The organism is Pseudomonas sp. BSw22131 (genome assembly GCF_026810445.1).
GTDB classification, from domain to species: Bacteria; Pseudomonadota; Gammaproteobacteria; order Pseudomonadales; family Pseudomonadaceae; genus Aquipseudomonas; species Aquipseudomonas huanghezhanensis.
The window spans coordinates 2,596,257-2,611,401 of record NZ_CP113949.1 but is presented as its reverse complement, the minus strand read 5'-3'; the positions used below and the strand labels follow the sequence as shown (position 1 = coordinate 2,611,401).

The following is a 15,145-nucleotide window of genomic DNA, read 5'->3' as shown; positions in this document are numbered from 1 at the left end:
ATCTCCCGCGCGCCAGCAACAGCATCGCGAGCAAGCTCCCTCCCACAGCGCCAGAATCAACCTTCATAGTCAGAATCAACCCGGTGACTGTAGGAGTCTGACGAGCCAAGGCGAGGCCGCGATTGCGGAGTTTCAGGCATACCGCATCGCAGCCTTCGTGAAACCGGCTACCTCAGACTGACTGAATGATTTGCCCCGCCAGCGGTCGGAAGTAGTGAACAGCGCATTACGCGCTGGATCAGGAGCTTCATATGAATAACAAATCGCTCATCGCCAGCATGGCAATCCTCGGCTGCGTTGCTGTCACCAGCCTTTCGGTGCAAGCGGCAGAGGCGCCAGAGCCAACCGTCCAGCAATCCAAGGACAACATGCGCGAGCTGGAAAAAGGCGACCGCGCACCCGAGAAATTCCAGCGCCCTGGCGCCGCTATCAAAGACTGGAAAGCCAAGGGCCTGCCCGCTCCAGCCGAACAAAGTCAGTGGGTGTTAATCCACAATAAATATGTGCAGGTGCAGACAACCAACGGCCAGATCACCGATATTCAGCCGATGAAGAAACCGGCCCCGGTCAAGAAGTAATCCAACGCCTGCCTGACCGCAGACGTTGCCCAGACTTCGCACCCCACGCATAAAAAGAGGAAGGCACCATGACGTTCAAATCCCTATTGGCGAGCATGGCAGTGTTGACCTGCCTGACCAGCACAGCGCTGGTGGTGCAAGCGCAGACACCGGCGACTAAAAGCGTTCAGGCCGAACACACCAATGAGCAGTACAAGGTCGGCGACACCGCGCACAAGCTCTATCAAGACGAGCGCGTCGGCATCAAGGACTGGAAAGACAAGGGCCTGCACGCGCCGAAAGAAGGCAGCCAATGGGTCACGATCAGCGACCGATACGTGCTGGTGGACATGGACACCGGCAAGATTCTCGACATGGCCCCCATGACCAAGTAATCGTCACCCGAACATACAAATGCCTGGAATTTGCCGGGCATTTTTTTTGCCTTTGGATTGCCGTCAACACGGCGGATGAAACCTGAGCCACAACACAAGAAAGGTTGGACGCTGACGGCTTCCAACTCTACCCTTGCCCGCCTGTTCGATACCCATGAGCCGAGGCCCGATGTCCTCCGTCCTGAATGTGCTGTTACCGATCTTTGCCTTGATCCTGGTGGGCTATGTGTGTCGCCGCACTGGCCGCCTCGGCCCGAATGCCGCGTCGGAGATCAACCGGATGGTGGTCTGGCTGTGCTTGCCGGCCCTGTTGTTTACGGCGACCGCCACCGCCACCTGGGAACAAATCTGGCATCCGGGCTTCGTGGCGGTGTTTACCCTGAGCACGCTGGCAATGTTCGTGATCACGCTGATCATGCGCAAGAAGAAGGCCGGACATTTTGCCGATGCCAGTATCGACGCGCTTAGCGCCTCTTATGCCAACACCGGCTACATCGGCATTCCGTTGTGCGTGATGGTGTTGGGCGAAGGCGGTCTGGAGCCTGCGCTGATTGCATCTCTGCTGGTGGTCTGCGTGCTGTTCGGGCTGGCGCTGGTGTGCATCGAAATTGGCTTGCAGAGCGAAAGGCGCGTACACCGTATCGTCCTGAAAGTGCTGGCTGCACTGGCAAAAAACCCACTGGTGGTGTCGCCCATTCTCGGCGCGTGCTGGGCGTCGACCGGTGCGCCGCTGCCGGGGGCGCTGGACAAGTTCTTGCACCTGCTGGGCGCTGCGACCACACCGTGCGCGCTGATTTCACTGGGCTTGTTCCTTGCCCATAAACAGCAAGGCCCGCGCCAGGGCACGAGCCTTTTGGTACTGATCAAGCTGATCGCACATCCCCTGCTGACCTGGTTTCTGGCCTATCGGGTGTTTCAACTGCCGCCACTCTGGGCCGGCTCGGCGTTGCTGCTGAGCGCCCTGCCCACCGGCACCGGCCCGTTCATGCTCGCCGAATACTACAAGCGCGAGGCGTCGGTGGTGTCCAGCACGATCCTGATCTCGACGCTGGGGTCGTTGGTGACGTTGTCGCTTTGCATTTATTACATCAAGGGCTGAGTAACGGCACGAGTCTGTAGGAGCAAACTTGTTGGCGAGGCGGCGTCATGGGTTGAACCAATACCGACGCCACGCGAATGAATTCGCGCCTGCAGAGGTTCGCTGCCTAAACGAACATCCCGCCCGACGCCTCGATCCGCTGCCCAGTAATCCAGCGGCCACCTTCGCCCAACAGCATGGCCACTGCTGCGCCGATGTCGTCCGGTTGCCCCGCGCGGCCCATTGCCGTATTGGATGCGACCCAGTCGTTGACCGCCTGGTTATCGCGCACTGCACCGCCGCCGAAGTCGGTCGCGATGGCACCGGGGGCCAAGGTGTTGACGTTGATGCCGCGCGGGCCAAGCTCCTGCGCCAGATAACGCGTCCAGACCTCAACTGCGCCTTTCATTGAGGCATATGCGGCGTAGCCCACTGGTGAGAAACGCGTCAACCCGCTGCTGATGTTGATGATTCGCCCGCCGTCGCCAATCAGTGGCAACAGCGTCTGGGTCAGGAAAAACGTCCCCTTGAAATGCACGTTCAGTAGCTGATCGAACAGCGCCTCGCTGGTGTCGGCAAAACTGGCGTGTGCGCCGACGCCCGCGTTGTTCACCAGAAAATCGAAACGCTGTGCCCCAAAATCAGCGTTCAACGAGGCTGCCACTTGCTCAGCGAAGCCGTCGAAGCTGCTGCTGATACCGACATCCAGTTGCAGCATCGTCGCCCGCGCACCCAGCGCTTCAATCTGGCCGCGCACGTTTTGAGCTTCCTGGGCATTGCTGTGGTAAGTGCCGATGATGTCGACACCCTGGGCCGCGAGGTGCAACGCGGCGCTTTTGCCCAGACCGCGGCTGGCACCGGTGATGATTGCGATCCTGTTGCTCATGGCTGATTCCTCAAGTGGCTGTTCAGTGAATGAGGGAAAGCTTATTGTTCGCCGTGCGTTCGATAAATGCCCTGAGTACGAACTTACTGATCGCTCAGAGCGAACAATATAAAGGCTGACCGAATGAACAAACTGGAGCTGTTGAAGACCTTCATCCGCGTCGCCGAGCTGTCGAGCTTTACTCAAGCCAGCGAAACACTGGGCCTGCCGCGCTCTACGGTGTCGGAAAACGTTCGGTTGCTGGAGGCGCTGCTCGACACCCGTCTGCTGCAACGCACCACCCGCAAAGTGCAGACGACGCCCGACGGCCAGGTGCTGTACGAGCGCAGCAAGGATCTGCTTGCGCAGATGGACGAGCTGGAGAGCCTGTTTCGCAACGACGATGCAGCGCTCAGTGGCCGGTTGAGGGTCGACATGCCCACTGCCATCGCCCGCAAACTCGTCATGCCCAGAATTGGCGAATTCATCACCCGTTATCCACTGATCGACCTTGAGATCAGTAGCACAGACCGCCGCGTTGATCTGGTGCGTGAAGGTTTCGATTGCGTGATGCGCGCAGGAGAACTGGCCGATACCAGCCTGGTGGCGCGCTACGTTGGCGACTTTCGGTTGAGCAACGTCGTCAGCGCTGACTACGCGTCACGGCATGGCGTGCCGCGAACGCTGGCGGACCTGCAACAGCACCGGCTGGTGCATTACGTCTCCAATTTCGGTGCCACCCCGGCGTTCGAGTACCACCGCGATGGCGAGTATCACCGGGTCAAAATGCCCTGCAGCGTCACCGTCAACAACGGCGAAGCCTACGAGGCCGGTTGCCTGGGTGGACTGGGGATCATTCAGGCGCCGATCATCTCCCTGCAATCATTCATCGACACCGGCGAACTGATCGAAGTCCTCCCCGACTACCTGCCCTCCCCGATGCCGGTGTCCTTGCTGTACGCCCATCGTCGTCACCTGCCCGCCCGTTGCCGGGCGTTCATGCAGTGGATGGAAGCGCTGCTGCGCGAACATGGCGCCGCCCGGTCAGATGGCCTTTGAGTTCAACCCATCGGCAATGAACTCCGCTTGCCGGATCGCCAGCGTGACGATGGTGAGGGTCGGGTTCTCCCCTGCGCTGGTGGTGAACTGGCTGCCGTCCGAAATAAACAGGTTGGGCACCTCATGGCTCTGGCCGTGAGCGTTGCATACCCCGTCCTGAGCCTTGGCGCTCATACGGCAGGTGCCCAGGTTGTGGGTCGAAGGATACGGCGGCACACGATGCACCTTCAGCGCGCCGACCGAGGAGTACAGCTTTTCTCCCTGAGAAAACGCATGCTCGCGCATGGCCAGGTCGTTGGGGTGGTCATCGTAATGCACGTTGGCCACCGGCATGCCGAAGCGGTCCTTGACTGCATCATTGAGCGTCACGCGGTTGCTCTCCTGGGGCATGTCCTCACCGACGATCCACAGGCCGGCCATGTTGGTGTACTGATCCATCGCGCTGGTGAACTCTCGCCCCCACGCACCCGGATTGAAGAACGCCGCCATGAACGACGGCCCGAGCGAGACCGTTTCCAGCTCGTAACCGCCGACAAAACCACGCTCGGGCTTGTGGTACGCCTCGTCGCGAATGATCCCGGCCATGATAGTGCCGCGATAAAAATGCACCGGTTCCTTGAATTCGGCAAAAACGCTGCCGGTGGTGTGACGCATGTAGTATTTACCGACCATACCGGCGCCGTTACCCAGCCCATGAGGGAACATTGAGCTCGAAGAATTGAGCAGCAGGCGCGGCGTTTCTATGGAGTTGCCGGCTACCGCCACCACACGGGCTTTCTGGCGCTGCATCACGCCTGCCGAATCGGCATAGACCACGGCACTGGCGCGGCCCTTGTCATCGTGCTCGATGCGGATCACCTGAGAGCCGGGGCGCAAATCAAGCTTGCCGGTGGCCTCGGCGGCCGGGATCTCGGTGTACAGCGTTGACCACTTCGCCCCCATCTTGCAGCCCTGAAAGCAGAAGCCCAGTTGCTGACACGGCGCACGCCCGGCGCGCGGCGCACTATTGATCGCCATGTGACCGGTCGAACACTCCTTGTAGCCAAGCTTTTGCGCGCCGTTGTACATCACTTTGAAGTTGTTGTTGCCAGGCAGCCCGGAGATGTCGCCGGTGCGCGTCACGCCCATCTTGTCTTCGGCACGGCCGTAGTACGGCTCCATTTCGGCCAGCGTTACCGGCCAGTCGAGCAGATTGGCCCCTTTGACGGCGCCATAGGTTTCCAGCGCCTTGAACTCATGCTCCTGAAACCGCAGGCTCGCGCCCGCCCAGTGTGTTGTGGTGCCACCCACCGTTTTGCAGATCCACGCCGGCAGGTTGGGAAAGTCTTTGGCCACCCGCCACGAGCCGGAGGTGGTGCGTGTGTCGCCCCAGGATAATTGCGAAAACGACGGCCACTCATCGTTGATGAACGTGGCCGTCGATTGACGTGCACCGGCTTCGAGGAGCACCACCGGCACACCTTTTTGGCACAGTTCGTTGGCCAACGTCCCGCCACCGGCTCCGGAGCCAATGATCACCACCACTGAATCGTCGTCAAACGTGTAAGTCGTCATGCTGGCGCTCCTCAGGCAAATGGGTTCGGACTGGCATCGAGCGGCGGGTTCGGCAACCATTTCAGGTCGTTGAAACCGCGCATCAGATAACCGCCTTTGGGAAAGGAGGCGCCTTCGTAGCCAAAGTGCTTGTAGGCCAGTTCGTTGCTGTACAGCGTATTGACGGAAACGCCGCGCACCAGGCTGAAGAAATCACTGGTTTGCACGTCTTTGAGGATATCTACCTGTTTGTCCTCCGGCAGCGACGCCCACGCGCCACCGGCACGCTGATCGAGGTCGGCAATGCCTTGCTTGAGCATGGCGGCAACGCTGGGGTCCTGGGAGGCGCGCTCATCCAGCGCTTTGACAGAGAACGCGTAGACCGCGTCTTCCATGGTGTCGTGAGGAAAAATGCGTCGAATCACCAGCAGCAGGCGGCTTCCGGTGTCGCTGTCGAGGGTGCTCATCTCCAGCGCCCACGTCTGGCTGGGGGCGAACAACGCGATTGGGCCGGAGCCAAACAACAGGGTGCCGAGCAGCAAGCCGCCGCTTCCCTGCAGAAAACGACGTCGATCAAGCTTCAGGTCAGTCATGGCGTTTGTCCTTGTTATTTTTTTTGTAGGGTCATCTGCTGCCTTGATACTAGTAGGGGTTTGGCGGGATAGGTAATAACGCGCTACTACGTAGTTATAAGCACGGCGCCAGCGGTAGCAGTCCGGTATTACCCGCGTTCGGCAGGGCTTTCTACACTGGCGTAATAGCCAAAAGAAGGAAGCCTGCCATGTCGTTTGTCAGCGAAACACAGCCCGGCGTCTGCCTGAACCCGGACGCCGTCACTCAGCAGTACGTGTTCAACCACACCATGCTGCGGGTCAAGGATCCAGAACGCTCGCTGGATTTCTATACGCGGGTGCTGGGCATGGGATTGCTGCGTCAGGTGGACTTTCCGGAGGGCAGGTTTTCGCTGCTGTTCCTGGCGATGAGCAAAGGTGATGTCCCTGAAGATCCGTCTGAGCGCATGAGCCACACGTTCAGCCGCGAATCTGTACTGGAACTGACGCACAACTGGGGGACTGAGAGCGACGACTCGCATTACCACAACGGCAACAAAGACCCGCGTGGGTTCGGGCACATCTGCTTTTCCGTGCCGGACATCGGAGCCGCCTGCGCGCGCTTTGAATCGCTGGGCGTGCCGTTCGTCAAACGCCTGGACAAGGGCATGAAGCACGTCGCCTTCATCGCCGACCCCGACGAATACTGGATCGAAATCGTGCAAGCGGACTTGCTGGGGAACCTGGGGCAGCCATGAGCTGAGGTGACTTCATCAGGCCAAAAAAAACCACCGCAACAGGTGGTGGTTTTTCAAGCGCGTCGCTCAGGCAGGGTTCAGACCTTGACGATCCAGCCTGCCGGACCTTCGAGGTCACCGGTCTGAACGCCGGTCAACTCGGCGTAAAGACGCTTGGTCACCGGGCCCACTTCGGTTTCGCTGTGGAACACATGCAGCTTGTCTTTGTAGCTGATGCCGCCAATCGGCGTGATCACGGCCGCAGTGCCACAGGCGCCCGCTTCCTTGAACGTGTCGAGTTCCTCGATCAGCACGTCGCCTTCGGTTACTTTCAGGCCCAGACGGCTGGCGGCCAGTTCGATCAGCGACAGGCGGGTGATACCAGGCAGCACGGACGGAGATTTCGGGGTGATGAATTCGTCGTCGTGGGTGATACCGAAGAAGTTGGCCGACCCGACTTCTTCGATCTTCGAGTGAGTCAGCGGGTCCAGGTAAATGCAATCGGCAAAGCCGCGCTTCTTGGCATCAACACCCGGCATCAGGCTCGCGGCGTAGTTGCCGCCGACTTTCGCAGCGCCAGTGCCTTGCGGGGCCGCACGGTCGTAGCTGGAAATAAGGAAGTTATGCGGAGTCAGACCGCCCTTGAAGTAAGGGCCCACCGGGATGCAGAACACCGAGAAGATGAACTCCGGCGCCGTGCGCACGCCGATGTTGTCGCCTACGCCGATCACGAACGGACGCAGGTACAACGCACCACCGGTGCCGTACGGCGGGATGAACCGCTCGTTGGCGCGAACCACGTCCTTGCAGGCTTCGATGAACATCTCGGTCGGCACATTGGGCATCAACAGGCGGTTGCAGCTGCGTTGCATGCGGGCGGCGTTCTGATCCGGGCGGAACAGGTTGATCGAGCCGTCTTTGGCGCGATAGGCCTTGAGGCCTTCGAAGCATTGCTGGCCGTAATGCAGCGCGGTCGAGCCTTCGCTGATGTGCAGCACGTTGTCTTCGGTCAGGGTGCCTTGGTCCCACTCGCCATCGCGCCAGTGAGCCAGGTAGCGTTTGTCGGTCTTGATGTAGTCGAAGCCGAGCTTGTCCCAGTTAATGCTGTCGTTACCCATGACACCCTCTATGTCCAGGCCAGCGCGGCCGGGAGGTTCCGGCGTCTGGCGTTTCATCAATAAGGCCCGGTACAGGACGCGACCCGTTCCGGTGTGTCGCCATATTACTGATTTTTCTCCCTGCAAACCGCCTCGGCGGCAGATGAGCTGAAAAAGATCCGCTGTGGCCCGACTCAAGCGTCGAGGTTTGTGCCGTCTGTAGCAAAAGCACTATTGGACGTGTGCAGATTCGTCAATATTGCCTATGGTGTGTACATCGTCTGAGACAGGAGCAGCACCCATGGGTATCGATCAGTTGTTCGCCGATTTGAGCAGTCTTCCCAGCATTCCCAAGGTGGCGCAGGACCTGATCAAGCAGTTCGACAGCCCGTCGTCGGACCTGGGCAGCATTGCCGGCAACATCGAAAAGGACCCTGTGATCGCGGCGAAGATCCTGCGGCTGGCCAACTCCGCGCGTTTTCGCGGCGCGCGGGAGTCGTCGAGCATCGAGGATGCGGCCATGCGTCTGGGCTTCAATACATTGCGCACACTGGTGCTGGCGTCGGCGGTGACCGGCGCGTTCAAGGCAGGGCCTAGTTTTGACCTCAAGGGCTTCTGGCTGAAGAGCTTTCAGGTGGCAGGGATCTGCCGTTTGCTGGCGAAACAGTCCGGTGCGGATGCGGAAATCGCCTTCACCTGCGGGGTCATGCACGACATCGGCGAACTGCTGATCCAGACCGGCGCGCCAGCCGTTGCCGAACGCATCAACAGCGTGACCAAGACTGGCACGACCGGCCGCGCGGCCATTGAAACGTTGCAGTTGGGCTTTGGTTACCCGGAAGTCGGCGCGGAACTGGCCCGCCGCTGGGGATTGCCGGCGGTCATTCAGAACGCCATCGCCTATCAGGCGCGGCCCATGCAGACGCCGGGGGATGCGACCCAGCCACGGATTGTTGCCCAGGCATTGACGATCTCCGCCGCGCTGGAAAATCACGGCGGCGCCACCGCTCAGGCCAAGCAGGAAGTCGACGGGCCGTTGCTGGAGGGGGTTGATCTGGATGCCGTGTTCACCGCGCTGCCGAAGGTGCTGGAGGATGACAAGGCGTTTGCGGAGTTGTTGAGTTAGGGGGCAATCCCGTTGCGCCCTGCGCGATGCAAAGGCGCAGATGTCCGTCTAACCACAGATCGGTAGGAGCCGGCTTGCTGGCGAAAGCGTCCGTTAAGGCACTGCAAGGGTGACTGAAAACCGGGTTCGCCAGCAAGCCGACTCCTACAGGGTCACGGCGTCAGGTTTCTCGCTTCAAAATTGACGGTGCTCGCGGCGGCCTCTTCCCGGCTGAAGCCGGTCCTACTAGTATCAGCGCACAGCCGCTCTTGAGGACCTGTGCATGCCTGATGTTCCAGACACCCACGTCGATACCCTGCTGCACTGGATGCACGACCGCTCGTTCGTCGTGCTGACCGGCGCCGGGATCAGCACGTCTTCCGGGATTCCGGATTACCGCGACAGCGAAGGCGTGCGCCGGGGTCGGCAGCCGATGATGTTTCAGGAATTCCTCAATGCGCCCGAGGCCCAGCGCCGCTACTGGGCCCGGGCGATGCTCGGCTGGCCGCGTGTTCGCGCCGCGCAACCCAACGCCGCCCACGAGGCGATTGCCCGCTTGCAGCAGCACGACCTCATCAGCGGGGTCATCACCCAGAACGTCGACACTCTGCACGATCAGGCCGGCAGTCATGATGTGGTGGAATTGCACGGCAGCCTGCATTGGGTGCTGTGCCTGGACTGCCGACAGCGCACCGAACGCGACATCATTCAGCTGACCCTGGTCGAGCAAAACCCGTATCTGGCGGGCGTCGATGCGGTCCAGGCGCCCGATGGCGATACCCTGCTCGACCCGGCCTTCGAAGAACGCTTCCAGGTGCCCCACTGCCCCCACTGCGGTGGTGAACGCATGAAACCTGATGTGGTGTTTTTCGGTGAAAACGTCGCGCCTCCCACGGCGGCCAAGGCCATGCAGCGCGTGGAAGAAGCCGAAGGCCTTCTGGTCGTGGGCTCATCCCTGATGGCGTTCTCGGCGTTTCGTCTGTGCCGCGCCATCAGCGATCAGGGCAAACCGCTGATCGCCGTCAACCTGGGCAAAACACGAGCGGATGACCTGCTGAATATCAAGATCGAAGCGTCATGCGAGGTGCTGTTGCCAGCGCTGGCGGAACGGTTGCTGGAGGCGTAGGCATTGAGCCTCTTCGCGGGCAAGCGCGCTCCTACAGGGACCGTATCGGCGAATAGCCGGCATTCAGCCAGTCACATCTCGACGCCGCGAATCGCCGGCAACGCCGCCAATGCTCCGTCCCACACCTGTCGCGTCCTGACCCACGCCACTTCCTGCCAGTCCGGGTCCGCCGGATAAAACTGCTCCAGCAGCCCTTCCTTGATCCGCCGCCCCGTCTCGTCCAGCGGGTCGCCGTGCAGGTGCAACCAGTGATCATCACGCAAATGCCCATGCACCGCCGCCCCCGGGTACGTGCCGCACTCAATGACAAACGGCATCAGGTGCACCCCCGGCAGCGCGTCGAGGAGCATCTGCGAGGTGTAGCCGGTCGAGGTCGCCGCGACACCCGTTTCGCTGACCCGATTGGCACCGGTGATCAGCGTGAACAGCCACGGCCCGAACAACGCCTTGGCATCGTCCAGCGCCGGATAGGCTGACTCGACGATGCTCATCAGCATCGGATGACCGTAGTCCCCGGCGCCGGTGTGCAGGTCGAAACAGGTCACCACTTCGGCGTCCTGCAAGTAGCGCCCGACGATGGCGCGCAGGGTGCGATTGGACCAGCTCGGCCCGCTGCCGCCGAAGAAAAGACCATCAGGGAATGCGTACTGCCCCGCTTCCACCACCGACATCAACCCTGCCCAACCACGCGCGTCGATCGCTGCCTGAAACATCGCATCAGCCTGCTCGCGCTTTGGCCCGCGCAACTGCTCGCAGGCATAGATGCCGTGGACGTCGGCATAGGCGCAGTTGTCCGGCAGCGGCCGGCTAAAATCCAGGTAATTGCGGTTCTGATCGAGGTTGTCCTCATTGACCCGGCGCATCCACGCCGTGCCCCAGGGGTTGATCAGGTGAATCATCAGGATCGCCACGCCCTCGGGCAGCGAGCGTGGGTCAAACCCCTCGAGCCAGCGGCTCTGGCAATCGGAACCGTAATAACCCTCGACGCCATGGGTGCCGCTCAACGCCACCAATACCCGCCGCGCCTGCGGGTCGCCGAGCCAGGCGACGTCCGTGGCCAGCGTCTCGCCAAAAGGCCCCGGCAACGGGTGGACGTACTCGCTCAACCGCGCGCCAGCGGCGGTCGCTGCCGCCATGAAGCGCTCGCGAAGCTGGAGATAACCCGGACGATCAGGAAAAAAGTGGCTCATTGATGCGCTCCATAGACGATGCGACAACGCGGCCATAGCCGGGACAGACAAGCCGACAGCCACGCTAAAAAGGACACTGCGTCAAAAATGTTACAACCGGACACGTTTTGGCACACTTCTTTCTAGTGTTTGTCTTGTGGAACGTCAGTACCACGAAACGCTTCGCGTCCAGCCCAGGCTGCCGTGAGTCTACGCTGCCAAACGGTGCGCACCCCGCACCCACGGGCAGGAACCGGACATTACCCCGTCCGAAACAGTGCAGGACGCCGACCAGAAGTCTGGCGTCCGTCGATAAGGAATTCGATTCGTGCCAGACATGCGCTCTCGCAGTAGCGCCACGGGTTGAACCGATCCGCCGCCACGCGAATGAATTCGCGCCTACAGACGCCACAAAATCCTGTAGGAGTTGACGAGCCTGGGCGAGGCCGCGATGTGCCGCGCAGCGGCGCCACGGGTTGAACCAATCCGGCCGCCTTGTGACTCAATTCGCGGCTACCGATGGTCTTTGCAGTTACAGATATGTAACGGTACTTGTCAGCGAACGCGCGCAATCGTGCGGCGTCGCGGCTATCATTGCGCACATACCTCATCTTGCCCGGAAAAGCCCTCATGCAAACCGTCCCGCTTGCCACGCCCACCCGTGGCTGGTCGTTCTGGTGGAAACCTGTCGTATTTCTGCTGATTGCCGCCATCGGCCTGTATTACGTCAAATGGTCCCCGTACTACCTAAAATCGTTCATCGCCGCCGACACTCACACCATCGGCGCCTCGATCATCAATGACAACCCGGCCAATCCGTGGGCCGCAGCCCTCGCCTACGCGCAGGTGTATTTTCTGGCGATCTGGAAAGCTGCCGTACTGGCCGTGATCCTCGGCTCATTGCTGCAAGTGTTGATCCCGCGTGACTGGCTGCTGCGCCTGTTCGGTCGTGCGGGGCTGGGTTCGACCGTGCGCGGCGGGCTCTTCGCCTTGCCGGGCATGATGTGCAGTTGCTGCGCCGCGCCGGTCGCTGCCGGTATGCGCAAACAACACGTCTCGGTCGGCGCAGCACTGGCCTTCTGGATCGCCAACCCGGTGCTCAATCCCGCGACGCTGGTGTTCATGGGGTTTGTGCTGGGCTGGGGCTTTACCGCGCTGCGGCTGGTGGCGGGGTTGGTGCTGGTGATCGGCGTGTCCATGGTCGCGCAGCGGATTTCCCGCGCCGAGCCGCTGCCAGAGGAGGCCGTAGACGCTGTGGTCAACGCCGAAGCGACGCAGCACGGCAGCTTGCTCGCACGCTGGGGCAAAACCCTGTGGAGCCTGTTCTGGACCACCATCCCGATTTACATCGTGGCGGTGCTGATCCTTGGCGCAGCCCGTGTGTGGCTGTTCCCGCACGTTGATGGCGCCATGGGCAACGGCTTGATGTGGCTGATCCCGCTGGCCATCGTCGGCACGCTGTTTGTGATTCCGACCGCCGCCGAAATCCCCATCGTTCAAACCTTAATGGCACTGGGTCTGGGCACCGCACCCGCCGTGGCGCTGCTCATGACACTGCCGAGCATCAGCCTGCCGTCGCTGCTGATGCTGCGTAAATCCTTCGACGCCAAGGTGCTGGTGACCGTGGCCGTACTGACCGTGCTGGTCGGCATCGTCACCGGTCTGATCGGCGCAGCGCTGCTGTAGCGCTGCTGTAAAGAGCAACCCGTTCCACAACGAAGCCGCCGGGGTCAAGCCTCCCGGCGGCTTCTGTGTTTCAGGTATTCAACGACTGCCGCCTGATCACCCGAAAACTCGATGCGCAGGTCTTTGCTGTCACGCTGGAAAACATACATCGGGTCGTAATACTCGCTGAGCAGAGTGCCGATCCAGCCCCGGTGCAGATCGACATCACCGCTGCGCTGCTGCTCGGCCAGTGCCGCATTCATGATCGCCCAGAGACGCTGATGGCGCTCACCGCCCAAACGCCGAACGATGCTCGACAGGCTCTGCTTCAACCGCTCGGCGAACGCCTCGAATCCGCTTTCGAGGCCCTGAACGGCGATGAACTCAGCGCACAGATCGATCACGTAATCCTTGAGAATCCGTTCGACGCGGCTTTCGAAACGGTCTTCGAGCCAAACAAGCGGCGCCTCCTGCATGGTGCGGTACAACTGGACGGGCACGGCCCTGCTACCAACAGTGCGGCCTTCGTCTTCGATCACGAATTGCTGCACATCCCGCGCTCGCTTCTTGAGAATATCCACGCCCAGGCGGTTTTCGAAATCAATCTGGCTTGGCTGCGGCGTCGCATGCTTGCCAAAGCTTGAGCCGCGATGATTGGCATGTCCCTCAAGGTCCAGCGCGTTGCTCAGTTGCGCCAGCACCTCGGTCTTGCCGGTGCCGGTCATGCCGCCCACCAGCACCAGGTCGCACTCGTTAACGGCACGTTCAACCGTGGTCAACAGAAAGGTGCGCAGCGCCTTGTAGCCACCGATGACCCGCGGATACTGAACGCCGGCTTCGGCCTGTAGCCACTGCTGGGTGATTTGCGAGCGCAGCCCGCCCCGAAAACAGTACAGAAAACCTTCCGGGTGCTGACGCGCAAAATCGGCCCACGCCTCGATCCGCACCTGTTTGATCTCGCCCGACACCAGCCGGTGGCCAAGTTCGATGGCCGCCTGTTGGCCGTCTTGCTTGTAACTGGTACCGACTTTCTGGCGCTCGCTGTCATTCATCAACGGCAGGTTTATCACGCCAGGAAATGCGCCTTTCTCGAATTCGACCGGCGCGCGGACGTCCATGAGCGGGACGTCATTGAGAAACAGCTCGCGAAAGTCTGCGCTGTTGTCACGCATCAAAACACCACGACGGCGTGCCGCTGTCGCTCGACCATTTCGCCGATGGGAGACAGGCTCAAGCCCAGTTCAGCGGCCATTTGCAGAAACGCGGCCTCGGCGCCGGGCTCGACGGCAATCAACAGACCACCACTGGTTTGCGGGTCGCACAACAGCAGTTTCTGTGCGTCAGTCAATGCGCCAATACGCTCGCCATAGCTGTCGTAATTGCGATGGGTGCCGCCGGGAATACAGTCCTGCTCGATGTAGAAATCGACACTGCCCAGACGCGGCACGGCGTCAGCGTTGAGCCGCGCACTCAGACCACTGCCGTCAGCCATTTCCACCAGATGCCCCAGCAGCCCGAACCCGGTGACATCGGTCATAGCGGTGACGCCGGCCAGCTTCGAAAAACGGCTGCCGGGCTTGTTCAGCTGGCACATCACATCCCGCGCCAGGCCCACGTCTTCGTCGCGCAGCAGGCCCTTTTTCTCGGCGGTGGTGAGGATGCCAATGCCCAAGGGTTTGGTCAGGTACAGCGCGCAGCCTGCGGTCGCGGTGTCGTTGCGCTTCATGTAGCGCTTCTCGACCAGCCCGGTGACGGCCAGGCCGAAAATCGGCTCGGGCGCGTCGATGGAGTGTCCGCCTGCCAATGGAATACCTGCTTCGTCACACACTGCGCGACCACCGCGAATCACTTCGCGGGCGATTTCCGGTGCGAGCACGTTAACTGGCCAGCCGAGAATGGCGATGGCCATCAACGGGTCGCCGCCCATGGCGTAGATGTCGCTGATGGCGTTGGTGGCGGCGATACGGCCGAAGTCGAAGGGGTCGTCGACAATCGGCATGAAGAAATCAGTGGTGGAGACCACGCCGCGCTCGTCATCGATGGCGTAGACCGCAGCATCGTCACGCGAGGCGTTGCCGACCCACAGACGCGGATCGAGGTTTTGCGCGCCGCTGCCGGCGAGGATGGTTTCGAGGGTTTTGGGAGAGATCTTGCAGCCGCAGCCAGCGCCGTGGCTGTACTGCGTGAGACGAACCGGATCGTTCATGA

At 61.1% G+C, this 15,145-nt stretch carries 15 protein-coding genes; 8 read left to right on the top strand and 7 right to left on the bottom strand.

Annotated elements, in window-relative coordinates:
* The first annotated feature begins 251 nt into the window (after nucleotides 1-251).
* The 3 genes from OYW20_RS11645 (at nucleotide 252) to OYW20_RS11635 (ending at nucleotide 2,051) form a co-directional block, all read left to right on the top strand.
* A complete protein-coding gene (locus OYW20_RS11645; RefSeq protein ID WP_268800819.1) occupies nucleotides 252-578 on the top strand; it encodes an RcnB family protein in 327 nt (108 codons plus the stop codon).
* 68 nt (nucleotides 579-646) lie between these two features.
* On the top strand, nucleotides 647-952 hold the full coding sequence (locus OYW20_RS11640) for an RcnB family protein (RefSeq protein ID WP_268800818.1): 306 nt from the start codon (nucleotides 647-649) through the stop codon (nucleotides 950-952).
* A gap of 169 nt (nucleotides 953-1,121) precedes the next feature.
* Complete coding sequence (locus OYW20_RS11635; protein ID WP_268800817.1) at nucleotides 1,122-2,051, top strand: AEC family transporter; 930 nt, start codon at nucleotides 1,122-1,124, stop codon at nucleotides 2,049-2,051.
* Nucleotides 2,052-2,157: 106 nt separating this feature from the next.
* Here the strand turns inward: OYW20_RS11635 and OYW20_RS11630 are convergent, their stop codons facing one another.
* Nucleotides 2,158-2,916, bottom strand: a complete 759-nt coding sequence (locus tag OYW20_RS11630; protein ID WP_268800816.1) for an SDR family NAD(P)-dependent oxidoreductase — start codon at nucleotides 2,914-2,916, stop codon at nucleotides 2,158-2,160.
* Nucleotides 2,917-3,039: 123 nt separating this feature from the next.
* Here OYW20_RS11630 and OYW20_RS11625 point away from each other — a divergent pair, with 123 nt between their 5' ends.
* Nucleotides 3,040-3,954, top strand: coding sequence for a LysR family transcriptional regulator (locus tag OYW20_RS11625; RefSeq protein WP_268800814.1), 915 nt, complete (start codon nucleotides 3,040-3,042; stop codon nucleotides 3,952-3,954).
* On the opposite strand, the gene OYW20_RS11620 is transcribed toward OYW20_RS11625, so the two are convergent.
* Entirely contained in the window at nucleotides 3,940-5,508 is a 1,569-nt protein-coding gene (locus tag OYW20_RS11620) for a GMC family oxidoreductase (RefSeq protein ID WP_268800813.1), read from the bottom strand. The two genes, OYW20_RS11625 and OYW20_RS11620, sit on opposite strands and share 15 nt — an antisense overlap.
* A gap of 11 nt (nucleotides 5,509-5,519) precedes the next feature.
* On the bottom strand, nucleotides 5,520-6,080 hold the full coding sequence (locus tag OYW20_RS11615; protein WP_268800812.1) for a tat (twin-arginine translocation) pathway signal sequence: 561 nt from the start codon (nucleotides 6,078-6,080) through the stop codon (nucleotides 5,520-5,522).
* 188 nt (nucleotides 6,081-6,268) lie between these two features.
* Between OYW20_RS11615 and gloA the strand changes: the two genes are divergently transcribed.
* A complete protein-coding gene (gloA, locus tag OYW20_RS11610) occupies nucleotides 6,269-6,796 on the top strand; it encodes a lactoylglutathione lyase (protein WP_268800811.1) in 528 nt (175 codons plus the stop codon).
* Between the two features lie 77 nt (nucleotides 6,797-6,873).
* Here gloA and OYW20_RS11605 read toward each other — a convergent pair whose 3' ends face one another.
* On the bottom strand, nucleotides 6,874-7,893 hold the full coding sequence (locus OYW20_RS11605; RefSeq protein WP_268801106.1) for a branched-chain amino acid aminotransferase: 1,020 nt from the start codon (nucleotides 7,891-7,893) through the stop codon (nucleotides 6,874-6,876).
* A 280-nt stretch (nucleotides 7,894-8,173) separates the two neighbouring features.
* Here OYW20_RS11605 and OYW20_RS11600 point away from each other — a divergent pair, with 280 nt between their 5' ends.
* Together OYW20_RS11600 and OYW20_RS11595 are read left to right on the top strand one after the other, a co-directional pair.
* Nucleotides 8,174-8,998: an HDOD domain-containing protein gene (locus OYW20_RS11600; RefSeq protein WP_268800810.1), complete on the top strand. Its 825-nt coding sequence runs from the start codon at nucleotides 8,174-8,176 to the stop codon at nucleotides 8,996-8,998.
* Between the two features lie 262 nt (nucleotides 8,999-9,260).
* Nucleotides 9,261-10,103: an NAD-dependent protein deacetylase gene (locus OYW20_RS11595; protein WP_268800809.1), complete on the top strand. Its 843-nt coding sequence runs from the start codon at nucleotides 9,261-9,263 to the stop codon at nucleotides 10,101-10,103.
* A gap of 71 nt (nucleotides 10,104-10,174) precedes the next feature.
* On the opposite strand, the gene OYW20_RS11590 is transcribed toward OYW20_RS11595, so the two are convergent.
* A complete protein-coding gene (locus tag OYW20_RS11590) occupies nucleotides 10,175-11,293 on the bottom strand; it encodes a DUF2817 domain-containing protein (RefSeq protein WP_268800808.1) in 1,119 nt (372 codons plus the stop codon).
* Between the two features lie 609 nt (nucleotides 11,294-11,902).
* On the opposite strand from OYW20_RS11590, the gene OYW20_RS11585 reads away from it, so the two are divergent.
* The gene (locus OYW20_RS11585) at nucleotides 11,903-12,958 is read left to right on the top strand and encodes a permease (RefSeq protein WP_268800807.1); all 1,056 of its coding nucleotides are present in this window, start codon (nucleotides 11,903-11,905) and stop codon (nucleotides 12,956-12,958) included.
* A gap of 44 nt (nucleotides 12,959-13,002) precedes the next feature.
* Here the strand turns inward: OYW20_RS11585 and mnmH are convergent, their stop codons facing one another.
* Nucleotides 13,003-14,109: a tRNA 2-selenouridine(34) synthase MnmH gene (gene mnmH / locus OYW20_RS11580; protein WP_268800806.1), complete on the bottom strand. Its 1,107-nt coding sequence runs from the start codon at nucleotides 14,107-14,109 to the stop codon at nucleotides 13,003-13,005.
* Nucleotides 14,109-15,143 (bottom strand): selenide, water dikinase SelD, encoded by a 1,035-nt coding sequence (gene selD, locus OYW20_RS11575; protein WP_268800804.1) that lies wholly within the window; start codon nucleotides 15,141-15,143, stop codon nucleotides 14,109-14,111. The genes mnmH and selD overlap by 1 nt, the downstream gene beginning before the upstream one ends.
* Nucleotides 15,144-15,145 lie beyond the last annotated feature (2 nt).